Annotated in this window: 10 protein-coding genes and 2 tRNA genes; 6 read left to right on the top strand and 6 right to left on the bottom strand. The window is 73.5% G+C overall.

What is annotated here, in order from left to right; all coding sequences use genetic code 11:
* Window positions 1-95 precede the first annotated feature (95 nt).
* The 3 genes from M8C11_RS17955 (at window position 96) to M8C11_RS17965 (ending at window position 2,065) form a co-directional block, all read left to right on the top strand.
* A tRNA-Gly gene (locus M8C11_RS17955) sits at window positions 96-168 on the top strand.
* 11 nt (window positions 169-179) lie between these two features.
* Window positions 180-251: transfer RNA gene (locus tag M8C11_RS17960), tRNA-Val, on the top strand.
* Window positions 252-418: 167 nt separating this feature from the next.
* Window positions 419-2,065: a PKD domain-containing protein gene (locus M8C11_RS17965; RefSeq protein WP_252450967.1), complete on the top strand. Its 1,647-nt coding sequence runs from the start codon at window positions 419-421 to the stop codon at window positions 2,063-2,065.
* A 77-nt stretch (window positions 2,066-2,142) separates the two neighbouring features.
* On the opposite strand, the gene M8C11_RS17970 is transcribed toward M8C11_RS17965, so the two are convergent.
* Complete coding sequence (locus M8C11_RS17970; RefSeq protein WP_252450969.1) at window positions 2,143-2,718, bottom strand: hypothetical protein; 576 nt, start codon at window positions 2,716-2,718, stop codon at window positions 2,143-2,145.
* A 1,280-nt stretch (window positions 2,719-3,998) separates the two neighbouring features.
* On the opposite strand from M8C11_RS17970, the gene M8C11_RS17975 reads away from it, so the two are divergent.
* The gene (locus M8C11_RS17975) at window positions 3,999-5,000 is read left to right on the top strand and encodes an NAD-dependent epimerase/dehydratase family protein (RefSeq protein WP_252450977.1); all 1,002 of its coding nucleotides are present in this window, start codon (window positions 3,999-4,001) and stop codon (window positions 4,998-5,000) included.
* A gap of 17 nt (window positions 5,001-5,017) precedes the next feature.
* Here M8C11_RS17975 and M8C11_RS17980 read toward each other — a convergent pair whose 3' ends face one another.
* A complete protein-coding gene (locus M8C11_RS17980) occupies window positions 5,018-5,992 on the bottom strand; it encodes a nitroreductase (RefSeq protein ID WP_252450979.1) in 975 nt (324 codons plus the stop codon).
* A gap of 187 nt (window positions 5,993-6,179) precedes the next feature.
* Here M8C11_RS17980 and M8C11_RS17985 point away from each other — a divergent pair, with 187 nt between their 5' ends.
* Window positions 6,180-6,818, top strand: coding sequence for a response regulator transcription factor (locus M8C11_RS17985; RefSeq protein ID WP_013284884.1), 639 nt, complete (start codon window positions 6,180-6,182; stop codon window positions 6,816-6,818).
* Between the two features lie 7 nt (window positions 6,819-6,825).
* Here M8C11_RS17985 and M8C11_RS17990 read toward each other — a convergent pair whose 3' ends face one another.
* Both M8C11_RS17990 and M8C11_RS17995 read right to left on the bottom strand, forming a co-directional pair.
* Window positions 6,826-8,493, bottom strand: coding sequence for a GAF domain-containing sensor histidine kinase (locus M8C11_RS17990; RefSeq protein WP_252451123.1), 1,668 nt, complete (start codon window positions 8,491-8,493; stop codon window positions 6,826-6,828).
* Window positions 8,494-8,586: 93 nt separating this feature from the next.
* A complete protein-coding gene (locus M8C11_RS17995; protein WP_252450992.1) occupies window positions 8,587-9,597 on the bottom strand; it encodes a nitroreductase in 1,011 nt (336 codons plus the stop codon).
* A gap of 153 nt (window positions 9,598-9,750) precedes the next feature.
* Here M8C11_RS17995 and M8C11_RS18000 point away from each other — a divergent pair, with 153 nt between their 5' ends.
* Window positions 9,751-12,099, top strand: a complete 2,349-nt coding sequence (locus M8C11_RS18000; protein ID WP_308212752.1) for a heavy metal translocating P-type ATPase — start codon at window positions 9,751-9,753, stop codon at window positions 12,097-12,099.
* 1 nt (window position 12,100) lies between these two features.
* On the opposite strand, the gene M8C11_RS18010 is transcribed toward M8C11_RS18000, so the two are convergent.
* Both M8C11_RS18010 and M8C11_RS18015 read right to left on the bottom strand, forming a co-directional pair.
* Window positions 12,101-12,967 (bottom strand): universal stress protein, encoded by an 867-nt coding sequence (locus tag M8C11_RS18010; protein WP_047893581.1) that lies wholly within the window; start codon window positions 12,965-12,967, stop codon window positions 12,101-12,103.
* Window positions 12,964-15,366, bottom strand: coding sequence for a phosphoketolase (locus M8C11_RS18015; protein ID WP_252450994.1), 2,403 nt, complete (start codon window positions 15,364-15,366; stop codon window positions 12,964-12,966). The genes M8C11_RS18010 and M8C11_RS18015 overlap by 4 nt, the downstream gene beginning before the upstream one ends.
* Between the last annotated feature and the right edge of the window lie 45 nt (window positions 15,367-15,411).

Here is a 15,411-nt window from a genome sequence, read left to right on the forward strand (position 1 = left end):
CAACCACACGGCCACCCGACGCGGCGGGGGCCTGCCGCACGGCGATCTTGGCATCGGGTAGAGTTCACCCCGTCGCCGGCGCGAACCGGCGGCACGCGGACGTAGCGCAGCTGGTAGCGCATCACCTTGCCAAGGTGAGGGTCGCGGGTTCGAATCCCGTCGTCCGCTCGCGATTGCCCGGGCGATTGGCGCAGTGGGAGCGCGCTTCCTTGACACGGAAGAGGTCACTGGTTCAAACCCAGTATCGCCCACCGAGAGTCACCCTCACCGCCCGCCGGCGCCGCCGGTCGATCGGCGGACGTATCCCACCGGACGGTTCGTACCGGCCACATCGGTCACCCGGCTCCACCGTGCGGATTATTCAGCCGCTGCCACCGCGCGTGTCACTGTGATGCCCGATGCGCAGGGAGGCGGTCACATGGCAACGATCGAGCGGGGACGGTGGCGGCGGACGGCCGCCCGGTTAGGGGTGGCGACTGTCGTCGCGGCGGCCGGGGTGACGGTCTCGGCCGCGCCCGCGCAGGCCACCGCGACGCGGACGGTGGCGTTCTTCAGCATGGACGAGCCCGCGTCGTCGACGGTGCTGACCGACTACAGCGGCAACGGCCGCCACGGCACGATCGGCGGCGAGGTGGTCACCGGCGCGCTCTACGCCGGGGCGACCGGCCACCGCTTCGCCACCCACCTGCCCACCGACCAGGAGTACGTCCCGGGCCACGTCGACCTGGTGCCGCACAGCACCGACTTCAACCCGGACGCCGGGGACTTCTCGGTGACCATCCGCTACCGGACCACGTACTCCTTCGGCAACATCCTCCAGAAGGGACAGGGCAACACGGCCGGCGGCTACTGGAAGTTCGAGGCGCCCAACGGCAAGCCGAAGTGCCTGTTCCGGGGCGCGGACGGCGCCTCCCGTACCGGCTACACGGACGTGCCGATCTCCGACGGCCAGTGGCACACGGTCACGTGCAACCGCACGTCCGCGTACGTGGAGATGTACGTCGACGGTGTGCGGACCAGCCGCCTCAACGGGCCGACCGGCACCATCGCCAACACCTGGCCGCTGTCCGCCGGCGGGAAGAGCCAGTGCGACGGTACGAAGGTCACCTGCGACTACTTCGCCGGCGACATCGACTACGTGAAGATCCTGAAGGGATCGGGCGGCCCGGCCAACCAGGCGCCGGTGGCAGCGCTGACGCCGACCTGCTCCGGACTGGTGTGCACGTTCTCCGGTGCGGCGTCCAGCGACGCCGACGGCGCGATCCAGGACCACGGCTGGGCCTTCGGCGACGGGGACACCACCGGCACCGCCTCCGTACCGACCACGTCCCACACGTACGCGGCCGCCGGCACCTACCCGGTCACGCTCACCGTCACCGACGACCGGGGCGCCACCGGCACCGCAACCGTCGCCGTGACTGTGGCGCCCGTACCGGAGCGGATCTCGTTCGTCGGCCAGGCCACCGCGAACGCCAACTGGACCAGCCACACGGTCACCGTCCCGGCGGGCGTGCAGGCAGGCGACACGTTGCTGCTCCTGCTCAGCCAGAACACGCACACCGGCACCGGCGAGCCGACCGGGGTGACCGGCTGGACCAGGCTCGACCGCCTCGACGGTGGCTTCGCCACCACCACCGCCTGGTGGAAGACAGCGGGCGCGGGCGACGCCGGCACGGCGGTCCGGGTAACCCTGGACGGTCAGGCGAAGGGCAACCTGGTGCTGGCCGCGTACCGGGGTGCCGCCCCGACCGCGCCAGCCTTCGCCAGGGCCACCGACCCGGCGAGCACCGCCACCCGGATCACCCCGTACGCGCCGGTGACCGCCGCGCAGAGCTGGGCCGTGTCGTACTGGCTGCACGGCGACAGCACGTCCACCGCGCTCACCCCGCCGTCCGGCGTGGCGGTGCGCAGCAACTCCTCGCAGACCGGCGGCGGCCGGGTGACCGGACTGCTCGCCGACTCGGCGAGCAGCGTGCCGACCGGCAGCTACGGGGGACTCACCGCAACGGGCGCCGCGGCCAGCACGACCACCACCACGTGGACGTTCGTCCTGCCCCCGGCCTGACCGATCGGGTACGCGAAAAGGCCGGCACCCCGTTGGTTCGGGGTGCCGGCCTTCTCGCTGTGTCTTGCTTGTTGGTCTTACTTGTTCCAGTGCTCGGCCACGAGGTCGGCGGCCTGCTGCTCCCACTGGGCGTAGTGGTCGGGGTAGGCGGACACCTGGACGGTCTGGGCGGCCTTGGTCAGGGGCATGTCCTGCCAGCCGTCGACCTGCTTCAGACCCTTCAGGAACGCCGTTGTCGAGTATTCGGGGTCGGTGATCTGCTCGACCGTGCCCCAGCCGGAGGAGGGGCGCTGCTGGAACAGGCCCTGCGAGTCGTGGTCGTTACGGTCACCGAGGTGGCCGAGGTTCTCCAGCTTCGACTCCTGCAACGCCGTCGCGATCGACACCACCGCGGCGCGCTCGTCCATGCCGGCCTTCTTCGTCGCCGCGATGATCGCCTTCACATTCTTGATCTGCTCGTCGTTCAGATCGATACGGGACTGGGCGCCCTGCACGCCGTGCGGGATCAGCTTGTCACCCTGCACGCTCACACTCACCGGCTTGACCGCGTGGGTGGTGTCCGCCGCGTGAGCGGCCACCGGACCGGCGAACACGCCACCGGTGAAGGCCAGACCAGCAACACCCAGAATGCTCTTACGCAGAATCGTGTTCATGAGGGGGCTCCATTCGGGGGATCGACGCCCACACCGACGGGGGTCGGCGCGGATGCGAGCACCGTCAGGCACTCAAGAAAGTCTTCAAGGGGGATTCGGCTGCTCGCGCGGCAAGGGGGTTGCCTCGTCGCGGTGCCGGAAGCATGTCCAACGACCCGCCACCCGCCACCATTCCCGAGGCGGTGCACGCCACCAGGGGGGCGCGGGGGTTCACGTCGTCGGAACCGTGTTCAACGACCAGCCCGCCGGGATCATTCCCCGCGGCTCACGTCGCCAGGATCGAACTCAACGACCGACAGCCCGAGACTGTTCCCGCAGCCAGCACGGCCCCTTGAAGGGCTCGGCCGGTACTCGGTCGCTCACCCGGTTACAACGCCACCCACCCGCCAGCCATTCCACCCTCAGAGTGCCGCCCACCACCCCCGAACCGGACACCCCCACCCACACACCGGACCGGACACCACGCCGACAAGTTGCCCGCACTCCGGCCCAGCCTCAGCAGCATCTCGGACCCCTCGCCAGGCGGCCTCCCTCCGCATCCAGAGAGCAGCCGCAGATCTTGGTACCAAATTGCCCCCACAGGGGCCGTTTTGCACCAAGATCTACGGCCGGCTCGGTCCGAGGCGAGCGAGGGCATCCCACCCTGGCGGTCGATCATGAACTTGGCGGCGACAAACCGGACACCAAACGCCGCCAAGTTCATGATCGACCAGGCCGGGGCGGGTCGACGTGCCGGCCGGGCTGCGTCGCCCGGGGAGGGCGGGAGAAGGCGCGTCGGGGTCCCGGCGATCTTGCAGTTCGAGCCTCCGCGCGTCCCATTCGCGCGGTTTGCGGGGCACCAAAGTGCAAGATCGCGGGCGGTCAGGCGGTCAGGCGGTCAGGCGGTCAGGCGGTCAGGCGGTCAGGGCGGTCGCGGCGGCCCGGGGTGGCCCGGGGTGGCCCGGGGTGGCCCGGGTTGTCTTGGGGTGGCTGTTGATCGAGGGGTGGCGAAAAGGGGCCGTGAACTCTGGGGCGAACTCGTCGATCTTGGAGTTGTGGCACCTCGTGAACTGGTCTTATCGGGCATCCGGGGCGCCACAACTCCAAGATCGGCGGTGAGGGGCGAGGGGCGAGGGGGCGGCAGGGCTCCCGGACGGCGCGGGACAGGTCGGGACGGGGCAGGTTCGGGTGGGGGAGTGCGGTGGCGCCCCCATGACGGGACGCCGGGTTCTGCCGTTGGCAGATCCGCTGACCGTGAAACAGGGCAGCCATACCCGGCCGGCGGCGGCACGCTGGGAGTCATGCGACTCCTGATGCTTGGCGGTACGGGCTTTGTCGGTGGTGCGGTGGTGGCCGAGGCGGTACGCCGCGACTGGCAGGTCACCGTGTTCAACCGGGGTGTGCACGGTCACGTGCCGGACGGCGTACACCGGTTGCGGGGTGACCGGACCGCGCCGGACGGCCTGGCGGCGCTCACCGGCGGCGAGTGGGATCTGGTGGTGGACACCTGGGACGGCGCGCCCCGGGCGGTACGTGACGCGGCGTCGGCGCTGGAAGGCGCGGTGCCGCACTACGTCTACGTGTCCAGCGGATCGGTGTACGCGCCACCCGTCGCGCCCGGCAGCGGCGAGGAGGCGCCCACAGTGGCGGCCGACCCGGACGCGGACGACGGTGACTACCCGGCGAACAAGGCCGGCGGGGAACGCGCTGCGACGCGGGTGTTCGGTGACCGGGCGCTGCTGGCGCGTGCCGGGCTGATCCTGGGGCCGGGGGAGGACATCGGGCGGTTGCCGTGGTGGCTGAACCGGGTCGCCCGGGGCGGTGACGTGCTGGCGCCGGGTCCGCGTGACCTGCCGATCCAGTACGTGGACGTGCGTGACCTGGCGACCTGGCTGCTGGACCGGGGTGCCGAGGGCGTCGGCGGGGCGTACAACGTGGTGGGTCGCACCGGGCACGCGACGATGGGTGACCTGCTCGACGCGGCGGTGGCCGCGACCGGGTCGGACGCGACGCTGCGGTGGACCGCGCCGGAGCCGATCCTGGCCGCCGGGGTGGAGCCGTGGAACGACCTGCCGGTGTGGATTCCGCGCGGGCACGAGTACCGCTGGTTGCAGGAGCGGGACGTGGAACGCGCGTACGCGGCGGGGCTGGTCTGCCGGCCGGTGACCGAGACGGTCGCGGACACCTGGCGGTGGCTGCGCGAGGTGGGCCGCGTGCCGGACCGGGCGGGGCGGCCGGCGCGCGCCCCGGTCGGCCTGGCGCCGGAGCGGGAGGCCGCCCTGCTGGCCGCACTCCCGGCCTGACCGCGGAGGGGTACGGGTCAGGCCGACACGACCGGCAGGTCGAGCACCTCCTCGACCGGGCGGCGCGGGGTGGCGCGACCGGGCTGGCCGTACCCGATCCGCATCACCATCTGCGGGGTGCCGAACCGGCCCAGCGACATCCGCAGCGCCTCCCGCGCGGCGGGCACCTCGATCGGCTGGGAGAGCATCGACACGCTCAGCCCGGCGTCGGTGGCGGTGAGCAGCACCCGCTGCAGCGCCTGCCCGGCGAGGATCTGGTCGGCGGAGGTGTTGCCGGCCGAGCCGAGCACCGCGACCAGCGGCTCCGGCTCGAAGTCGCGGCCGGGGGCGCGGTTGCGTCCGCCGAAGCCGCGCTGGGGCAGGAGGTCCTGCGGCTCGCTCTGCGGTCCGCCCGCGTCGGTGGGCACGCCGTCCGGGGCCGGCTCGGAGCGGATCCACTCGGCCCGTTCGGCCACGTAGGCGGGGTCGCGTTCCAGCACCCGGTGGGCGCTGCGGGCGACCTCGGCGACCGCGTTGACGGCGCTGGTGCCGATCACCAGCTCCAGCCAGCACTGCTCGGCGCGGGCCGCCTCGCCGAGCCGCCAGCGGGCCTCGGCCGGCACCGGGTCGGGCCAGAACGGCGCACGGTTGCTGAACCGGTGGCTGATCGCTCCGTACAGGCTCTGCTCGACCGGGGTGGGTCGGCGCGGCACGTCCGGGACCAGCCGGGCCACGACGTCGGGGTCGGCGGGGTACGGGCGCAGCCGCACAGTGGCCGGGGTGCCCGCGACGGCGAGCGCCAGCCGCAGGTTGAACAGCGCCGCCCCGGCGGCGATGCGCGCGCCCCAGCCGGTCGGGTCGGTGGCGGGCAGGCCGCGCAGCGGGTCGACGGACACCTCGATGCCGCCGTCGACGAGCCGGAACCGCCACGGCTGGGTGTTGTGCAGCGACGGCGCCCGGACCGCGTCGGCGACCGCGGCCCGCAGTTGCTCGCCGGTGTATTCGGTCGTCATGGTGGTGCTCCCTCTCGTGCGGCGCCGGCTTCCCCGGCCGGGTACACCACTACGGTGCGTCAGCGGGCGGCGTGGTGAGCAGGGCCGGAGGTCCCCACCTGGGCCCGGCCGTCGGTCCCGGCCGACGCGGTCAGGACGGGACTTTCGACCCGTGCTACGGGGGCGGGAAAGCGGGTAGAAAGGACTGATGATCCGGGTGTTCCTGCTCGACGACCACGAGGTCGTCCGTCGTGGCCTTGCCGACCTGCTCCAGAGCAGCGGCGACATCGAGGTGGTCGGCGAGTCCGGCCTGGCCCAGGAGGCGGCGCGCCGCATCCCGGCGCTGCGCCCGGACGTGGCGATCCTCGACGCCCGGCTGCCCGACGGCAACGGCATCGACGTGTGCCGGGACGTCCGTGCCGTGGACTCCTCGATCAAGGGGCTGATCCTCACCTCGTACGAGGACGACGAGGCGTTGTTCGCGGCGATCATGGCCGGCGCCGCCGGGTACGTGCTCAAGCAGATCCGCGGCACCGACCTGGTGGACGCGGTCCGCCGGGTGGCGGCGGGGCAGTCGCTGCTCGACCCGGCGATCACCACCCGCGTGCTGGAGCGCATCCGCAGCGGCGTGGAGCAGCCGCGGGAGCTGAAGTCGCTCACCGAGCAGGAACGGCGGATCCTGGAGTACGTGGCGGAGGGGCTCACCAACCGGGAGATCGCCGGGAAGATGTTCCTCGCCGAGAAGACGGTGAAGAACTACGTCTCCAGCGTGCTCGCCAAGCTGGGCCTGGAGCGGCGTACGCAGGCGGCGGTGCTGGCCACCCGCCTGCTCGGCAAGAACACCTGACGGCGCCTCAGTCGAGCGGGACGCTCCAGCGCACCTCGGTGCCGCGCGGCTCGGCCCGGCGCAGCGTGAACTCGCCGCCCAGCCGCTCGGCCCGCTCCCGCAGGTTGACCAGGCCGCTGCGGGCCGCCTCCGGGTCGCAGCCGATCCCGTCGTCGGTGACGGTGATCTCGACCCGGCCGGAGTCGACGCGTACGCGCACCGACACCCGGTCGGCCTGCGCGTGGCGTACCGCGTTGGACAGCGCCTCGCGCAGCACGGCGGTGAGTTCGGGGCGCAGGTCGTCCGGGACGGCGCTGTCGATCGGGCCGATCAGCTCCAGGTCGGGGCGGTAGCCGAGCGATTCGGCGGCCACCTCGATCGCCTCGCGGATCTCGGTGCGCAGCGCCGCGCTCATCGGCGTCCGCAGCTCGAAGATGGTGCGGCGGATGTCTCGGATGGTGGCGTCCAGGTCGTCGACCGCCTGGTTGATCCGCTTGGCCGCCTCGGGGCGGGCGTTCATCGCGCCGCTCTGCAGTTGCAGGCCGGTGGCGAACAGCCGCTGGATCACCACGTCGTGCAGGTCGCGGGCGATGCGCTCGCGGTCCTCCAGGACCACCAGCAGTTCCCGTTCCTCCTGCCCGCGGGCGCGTTCCATGGCCAGCGCGGCCTGCCCGGCGAAGCTGGCGAGCAGGGCGAGGTCGTCGTCGGCGGCGGGCCCGTGGTCGGGCAGGTAGCCGATCACCAGGACGCCGTGCAGCGTGTCGGCGGCGGCGAGCGGGGAGACCACGGCCGGCCCGGCGACCACCGGCCGGGGCCAGGGCGCCGCGGCGGCGAGGTCGTCGACCTGGTCGTGGCGGCCCTGCGTGACGGACGCGGCGAAGCTGGTCTCGGCGGCCGGCAGCACCGCGCCGACCAGTTCCCGGCTGACCGGGTCGGCGCCGTCGACGACCTCGACGGTGAACTGGGCCTCGTCCTCGTCGTAGAGCAGCACCAGCGCCAGTTCGGCCTCGGCGACCTCGCGGGCGCGGCGGGCCACGAGCGTCAGCGCGTCGGTGCGGCGTACCTCGCCGAGCAGCACCGAGGTGATCTCCGCGGCGGCCGCCAGCCAGCGTTCGCGGCGGTGCGCCAGCGCGTAGAGGCGGGCGTTCTCGATCGCCACGCCGGCCGCGGCGGCGAGCGCCACCACGATCTCCTCGTCGTCCTCGGTGAACTCGGCCGCGCCCTGCTTCTCGGCCAGGTAGAGGTTGCCCCAGACGTGGTCGCGGATGCGCACCGGCACACCGAGGAAGCTGTGCATCGGCGGGTGGTTCGGCGGGAAGCCGTACGAGTTGGGGTGCTTGGTGATGTCCGGCATGCGGAGCGGCTTCGGCTCGTCGATGAGCAGACCCAGCACGCCGCGGCCGTGCGGCAGCTCGCCGATCTTCGCGTGCTGCTCGGGGCTGATGCCGTGGACGATGAAGTCGTGCAGCATGCGGTCCGGCCCGATCACGCCGAGCGCGCCGTAGCGGGCGCCGGCCAGCTCGCACGCCGACTGCACGATCCGCTGCAGCGTGCTGCGCAGGTCGAGGTCGGACCCGATACCGACGACCGCGTCCAGCAGCGCCCGTAGCCGCTCGCGGCTGGTGACCACCTCGCCGACGCGGTCGAGCATCTCCTGGAGCAGTTCGTCCAGGCGGACGCGGGACAGCGGGGTCAGCCCGAGCGACGGTGTGTTGTGCTCGTGCCGGGACTGGGGTGCGGCGGCCACCCGGCGATGGTATCGCCCGGCGGCCGCCGTGATCGAGACCGGTCAGCCGAGCCGGTCGCGGACCGCCGAGGTGTCGACCGTCTGCGCGACGTCCAGCCGGGGCGTGTGCGGCGGACCGGCGTGGTTCGGGTCGGCCAGGCCGAGCCGCATGCTGATGTACGGGAACCCCAGGCCGGAGAGCATCTGCCGCAGCACCTCGCGGGTGCTCTCGACCTCCACCACACCGGACAGCGGCACCAGCGACACCCCGTGCCGGGTGGCGGTGAGCCAGGCGGCGGAGAGCGCCTCACCGGCGCGCAGCCAGCTCATCAGCTCGTCGTCGGAGCCCCACAGGATCCCGTACACGGCGGCCTTGTCGTGGCCGGGCCCGATCGGCAGCGAGCCGGCGCGGCCGAAGTCGCGGGCCGGAACGGTCGTCTGCGGGGCCTGCTCGGGCAGCACCTCCGGCGGCAGCCCGGTGCCGGTGCCGGCCCGGCTGGTCCAGTACGCCAGCTCCTCGCGCAGTTCCGGGCTGTCCGCCTCGACGGCGGCGGCCTGCTGCGCGGCGCCGGCGAGCTGGATCTTCTGGGTGTCGTCGAGCAGTTGCAGGTTCACCCCCTCCAGCGTGGCGGCCCGGTCGATGTCGTTCAGCGCGGCGGTGGGGATCGGCTCGTCGCTGACCGGCCGCCGGTCGGTGTGCCGCACCTGCATGCACTGCACGACGCGCATGGCGTCGGGGTCGGCGCCGGTGTGCTTGAGGGTGGTGATCCGGGCCAGCAGGTCGGGTTCCTTCGGGTCGGGCAGCCGTTCCACCACCGGGGTCCAGCCCTCGGCGGCCAGCGCCACCCGGGCGTGGTGCAGCGCGGCGCCGCAGCTCACCACCAGCAGGTGCCCTTCCGGGTCCAGGGCGCTGAGGTGCCGTTCGCGGACCACCCGCAGCTCCAGCGCGTCGGGCAGGACCGTCCAGTGCCACGGCTGTGTGTTGTGCACCGAGGGGGCGTGGCCGGCCATTCCGGCGGCCTCCGCGAGCGCGGTGGTCAACGGGCGATCGCCGGCCGGCGTCTCGTGGCTCATCGTCACGACCTTTCCTGTTTTCCCCATCGTGCCCCACGCCCGGGACGCCCGGGTGGGGATGCCGCTCCATCCTCGGCCATGCCCGGCCGCCCCGCAGGGTCGGATTACCCGTGTCGCCCCGCCGCCCCACGCCGGGACTGAGACGATCCACACGTGGGAACCGAGCCACGCGAGTGCGTACCCGAGCAGCCGGCCCGCGCCCGGCGGTGGGCGTGGGCCGAGTGGGTGCCGCTGGTGCTGCTCACCGCGGCGGTGCTGGCCGGTGCGGCGCTGTGGTTCGCCGGCGCGCACGACGCCGCCCGGCTGGTCTGGGCGGCGGTCACGGTGGTCGCCCTGGTGCCGGCGGCCTGGACGACGCTGCGCCAGTTGTGGCTGCGGCAGTTCGGGGTGGACGTCATCGCGGTGCTGGCACTGCTCGGCGCGCTGCTGGTGCGGGAGTACCTGGCCGGCGCCGTGATCGCGGTGATGGTCGCCACCGGGCGGGCGCTGGAGGAGTACGCCCAGCGCCGCGCCACCCGTGACCTGCGGGCGCTGCTGGAGCGGGCGCCCCGGCAGGCCCGCCGGCGCACCCCGGACGGCGGGATCGAGGTGGTGCCGCTGGACCGCGTCGCGGTGGGGGACCGCCTCGTGGTCGGGCCGGGCGACGTGGTGCCTGTGGACGGCGTGGTCGAGGAGGCGGCCACACTCGACGAGTCGGTGGTCACCGGCGAGTCGCGGCTGGTCACCCGCGCGGCCGGGGAGGAGGTGGGCAGCGGCGTCGTGAACGCGGGCGCCGGCTTCGGGCTGCGGGCGCGCCGCAACGCGGCGGAGAGCACCTACGCCGGCATCGTCCGCCTGGCCGGTGAGGCGACGGCGCGCAAGGCCCCGATGGTACGGCTGGCCGACCGGTACGCCGCCGCGTTCGTGCCGTTCACGCTGGTGCTGGCCGGGCTGGCGTGGCTGCTGTCCGGCGAGTTCACCCGGGCGGTGGCGGTGCTCGTGGTGGCGACACCGTGCCCGCTGCTGCTGGCCACCCCGATCGCCGTGGTCTCCGGGCTGTCCCGGGTGGCCCGGCGCGGTGTGCTGGTCCGGGACGGCGGGTCGCTGGAACAGCTCGGCCGCGCTCGTACCCTGCTGCTGGACAAGACCGGCACGCTCACCGCCGGCCGGCCCCGGGCGGCCGAGGTGGTGGTGGCGCCGGGTGGCGACCGGGACGAGGTGCTGCGGCTGGCCGCATCGGTCGAGCAGCTCTCCCCGCACGTGCTGGCCGCCGCACTGGTCCGGCAGGCTCGCGAGCGCGGGCTGGCGCTGGCCGAGCCGACGCAGGTCACCGAGGAGCCGGGGCACGGGGTGAGCGGGCGCGTCGACGGGCGGATGGTGCACGTCGGGCAGCTCGCCGGGGAACCGCCGGAGTGGGCGGGCCGGCTCGGTGAGCGCGCCGAACGGGCCGGGCGCTCCGCGGTCTGGGTCAGCGACGACCACGGGCCGCTCGGCGCGATCCTGCTGGAGGACCCGGTCCGGCCGGACGCCCGGCGCACGGTGCGGCGGCTGCGCGAGGCGGGACTGACCCGCCTGGTCATGGTGACCGGCGACCGGCCGGGCACGGCCCGGCAGGTGGCGCAGGTCGTGGGCGTGGACGACGTGATCGCGCGGTGCTCGCCGCAGGAGAAGGCCGATCGGGTACGCGAGGAGTCGGCGCACGCGGTGACCGTGATGGTCGGCGACGGCGTGAACGACGCGCCCGCGCTGGCCGAGGCGCACGTCGGCGTGGCGATGGGCGCGACCGGGGCGACCGCCTCGGCGGACGTGGCAGACGCGGTGCTCACCGTGGACCGGCTGGACCGGCTCGCCGACGCGGTCGAGATCGCCCGGTACGCGCGCCGCATCGCGGTGCAGAGCGCCACCGTCGGGATGGGCCTTGCGGTGCTGGCCATGCTGGTGGCCGCGGCGGGGCGGCTGCCACCGGTGGCCGGCGCGTTCCTCCAGGAGGGCATCGACGTCCTGGTGATCCTCAACGCGTTGCGCGCGCTCGGCGGCGGCCTGCGGCGGCGGGACCTGCCCGCGCACACGGTCGAGCTGATCGACCGGTACGCGGGCGAGCACGGCGGCGTCCGGGACGTGCTGGCGGCGCTGCGGGACACCGCCGACATGGTGGCGACCCGCCCGGACGACCCGGCGTGCCTGCCGGCGCTGCGCGAGGTGCACCGGCGCCTGGTCGACGAGGTGCTGCCGCACGAGGCGGCCGAGGACCGGCAGCTCTACCCGGCGCTGGCCGGTCCGCTCGGCAGCGACGAGGCGACCTCCACGATGAGCCGGGCGCACGTGGAGATCGTCCGGCTGGTGGAGCGGGTCGGCGGGCACCTCACGGCGCAGCCGGACGGCCGGCTGCGCCGTGACGAGGTGCCCGATCTGCTGGCCGCGCTCTACGGCCTGGACGCGGTGCTGCGCCTGCACCTGGCCCAGGAGGAGGAGGACTACTTCTCGCTCAACCCGGAGGAGGGCTCCACCGCGCCCGGCCGCTGAGTCAGCGCTCGCGGACCACCGCGACGGGGCAGTGTGAGTGCTGGATGAGCTGCTGGCTGACCGAGCCGAGCAGCATGCCGCGCAGGCCGCCCCGGCCCCGGCTGCCGACCACCACCAGCTGCGCCGACCGGCTCGCCTCCACCAGGAGCGCGGACGCGCTGCCGGGGACCGCCTCGATCTCGACCGGCACGTCGGGGAAGCTCTCCCGCCACGGCGCCAGCTCCGCCTCGGCGGCGGCCCGCTCGCTCGCGGCGACCTGCTCCGGGTCGAAGTCCGGCGGCACCCACCGGTCACCCGGCGGCTCCCAGGCCCGCAGCACCCGCAGCGGCACGTCCCGCTGGGCGGCCCGCTCGACGGCGAAGCCGAGCGCCCGCAGCGCCGACTCCGAGCCGTCCGAGCCGGCCACCACCGGCCCGGACGTGGCGGCCTGGCCGTCGCGGACCACCACCACCGGGCAGTGGGCGTGCGCGGTGACCGAGACCGCCGTGGAACCGGCGAGCAGCCCGCCGAACCCGCCGTGGCCCCGGCTGCCGAGCACCAGCATCCCGGCGTCGGCGGACCGCTCCTGGAGCACCAGCGCGGGCGGCCCGTCGAACACCTCGCCGTGCACGGTCAGGCCCGGCCGGTCGGCGGCGGCGTCCGCCGCCGCCTTGCGGACCAGTTCCTCGACCTGCTGCCGGGCGGCCTCGTCCGGCCACACCCCGGGCGCCACGCCGGGCCCGATCCAGCCGGTCACGGTCAACCACTCGAAGACGTACGCCAGGCGTACCGGCCGCCCGGAGCGGCCCGCCTCGTCCAGCGCCCAGTTCAGGGCGACGGCGGCGTCCGAGGAGCCGTCGTAGCCGACCAGGATCTCGTCGTCGTTCATTCGCCACTCCTCACCGCGGGGTCGTTCTCCCTGATCCAGCGCCACTCGGCGACCCGGGGGTCGTCCTCGCCGTAGCGGCGGGTGTAGTCGCGGCAGGCCTGGCGGGCGTCCACCATGTCCTGGCGCAGGTGCGCGGCGCGCGACCGCAGCCCCGGCACCCGGTCGATCACGTCGATGACCAGGTGGAAGCGGTCCAGGTCGTTGAGCATCACCATGTCGAACGGCGTCGTGGTGGTGCCCTCCTCCTTGTAGCCGCGCACGTGCAGGTTCTCGTGGTTGGTCCGGCGGTAGGTGAGCCGGTGGATCAGCCACGGGTAGCCGTGGTACGCGAAGATCACCGGCTTGTCGCGGGTGAAGATGGTGTCGAACTCGTTGTCCGGCAGGCCGTGCGGGTGCTCCGACGGCGGTTGCAGGCGCATCAGGTCGACCACGTTGACCACCCGCACCCTCAGGTCCGGCAGGTGCCGGCGCAGCAGGTCGACGGCGGCGAGCGTCTCCAGCGTCGGCACGTCGCCGGCGCAGGCGAGCACGACGTCCGGTTCGGTGCCGTCGTCGCTGCTGGCCCAGTCCCAGATGCCCAGGCCGCGGCGGCAGTGCTGGATCGCCTCGTCCATGGTCAGCCAGTTCGGCGCGGGCTGCTTACCGGCCACCACCACGTTGATGTAGTGCCGGCTGCGGAGGCAGTGGTCCATGGTGGACAGCAGCGTGTTGCCGTCCGGCGGCAGGTAGACCCGGACCACCTCGGCCTTCTTGTTGACCACATGGTCGATGAAGCCCGGATCCTGGTGCGAGAAGCCGTTGTGGTCCTGGCGCCACACGTGGCTGGACAGCAGGTAGTTCAGCGAGGCCACCGGCTCCCGCCACGGGATGTTCCGGGTCACCTTCAGCCACTTGGCGTGCTGGTTGACCATCGAGTCGACGATGTGGATGAACGCCTCGTAGCTGGTGAAGATGCCGTGCCGGCCGGTCAGCAGGTAGCCCTCCAGCCAGCCCTGGCACAGGTGCTCGGAGAGCACCTCCATCACCCGGCCGTCGGGGGAGAGGTGGTCGTCGCCGGGCACCTCGGCGCCCACGAACGCGCGGTCGGTCACCTCGAACGCCGCACCGAGCCGGTTCGAGGCGACCTCGTCCGGGCCGAACAGGCGGAACGTCTCCGGGTTGCGCGCGATCACGTCGCGGACCCAGGGGCCGAGCACACCGGTCGCGCCGGCCATCGGCTCGCCCGGCGTCGGCACGTCGACCGCGTAGTCGCGGAAGTCCGGCAGCTCCAGGTTGCGCAGCAGCCGGCCGCCGTTGGCGACCGGGTTGGCGCTCATCCGGCGGTCACCGGCCGGCGGCAGGTCGGCCACCTCGACGACCGGGCCGCCGGTGGCGTCGAACAGCTCCTCCGGCCGGTAGCTGCGTAGCCAGCGCTCCAGCTCGGCCAGGTGCTCCGGGTTGTCCCGGACCTCGGAGATCGGCACCTGGTGGGCGCGGAACGTGCCCTCGACCTGCTTGCCGTCGACCCGGGACGGACCGGTCCAGCCCTTCGGCGTCCGCAGAATGATCATCGGCCAGCGGGGGCGCTCGACGTGCTCGCCGGAGCGGGCCCGGCGCTGGATCGCCGCGATCTCGTCGACCGCGCGGTCGAGCGTCGCCGCCAGCAGCTGGTGCACGGTCGCCGGGTCGTCGCCCTCGACCACGTACGGCTCGTAGCCGAAGCCGCGCATCATGTCCCGCAGATCCTCGCCGGGGATCCGGTCCAGCACGGTCGGGTTGGCGATCTTGTAGCCGTTGAGGTGCAGGATCGGCAGCACCGCGCCGTCGCGGGCCGGGTTGAGGAACACGTTCGACAGCCAGCTCCCGGCCAGCGGGCCGGTCTCCGCCTCGCCGTCACCGATCACGCAGGCCACGAGCAGGTCCGGGTTGTCGAACGCGGCGCCGTACGCGTGGCTCAGCGCGTACCCCAGCTCGCCGCCCTCGTGGATCGAACCCGGCACCTCCGGCGCCACGTGGCTCGGGATGCCGCCCGGGAAGGAGAACTGCCGGAACAGCCGCTGCATGCCGGTCTCGTCCCGGGGGATGCTGTGGTACAGCTCGCTGTAGGTGCCCTCCAGCCAGGTGTTCGCCACCAGCGCCGGGCCGCCGTGGCCGGGGCCGGTGACGAAGATGGCGGACAGGTCCCGGTTCACGATGACCCGGTTGAGGTGCGTGTAGAGCAGGTTGAGCCCGGGGCTGGTGCCCCAGTGGCCCAGCAGGCGCGGCTTGACGTGCTCGGGTTTGAGCGGTTCGCGCAGCAGCGGGTTGTCGAGCAGGTAGATCTGGCCGACGGTCAGGTAGTTCGCCGCGCGCCAGTAGGCGTCCAGCCGGCGCAACTCGTCGTCGGTCAGGGGGCTGTGCAGGTTCACCGCGGTGTCCATGCTGCCTTAGCCTCTCGTGGCTCGGGGTCGGCTGCCACTCGGGGA

It is taken from the genome of Micromonospora sp. CPM1 (assembly GCF_023896895.1).
Lineage (GTDB): Bacteria > Actinomycetota > Actinomycetes > Mycobacteriales > Micromonosporaceae > Micromonospora > Micromonospora tulbaghiae.

What these genes read in the sequence shown, in the direction of transcription:
- M8C11_RS17965 (WP_252450967.1), top strand. Translation starts at nt 419, where the DNA reads ATGGCAACGATCGAGCGGGGACGGTGGCGGCGGACGGCCGCCCGGTTA.
- M8C11_RS17970 (WP_252450969.1), bottom strand. Translation starts at nt 2,718, where the DNA reads ATGAACACGATTCTGCGTAAGAGCATTCTGGGTGTTGCTGGTCTGGCC.
- M8C11_RS17975 (WP_252450977.1), top strand. Translation starts at nt 3,999, where the DNA reads ATGCGACTCCTGATGCTTGGCGGTACGGGCTTTGTCGGTGGTGCGGTG.
- M8C11_RS17980 (WP_252450979.1), bottom strand. Translation starts at nt 5,992, where the DNA reads ATGACGACCGAATACACCGGCGAGCAACTGCGGGCCGCGGTCGCCGAC.
- M8C11_RS17985 (WP_013284884.1), top strand. Translation starts at nt 6,180, where the DNA reads ATGATCCGGGTGTTCCTGCTCGACGACCACGAGGTCGTCCGTCGTGGC.
- M8C11_RS17995 (WP_252450992.1), bottom strand. Translation starts at nt 9,597, where the DNA reads ATGAGCCACGAGACGCCGGCCGGCGATCGCCCGTTGACCACCGCGCTC.
- M8C11_RS18010 (WP_047893581.1), bottom strand. Translation starts at nt 12,967, where the DNA reads ATGAACGACGACGAGATCCTGGTCGGCTACGACGGCTCCTCGGACGCC.
- M8C11_RS18015 (WP_252450994.1), bottom strand. Translation starts at nt 15,366, where the DNA reads ATGGACACCGCGGTGAACCTGCACAGCCCCCTGACCGACGACGAGTTG.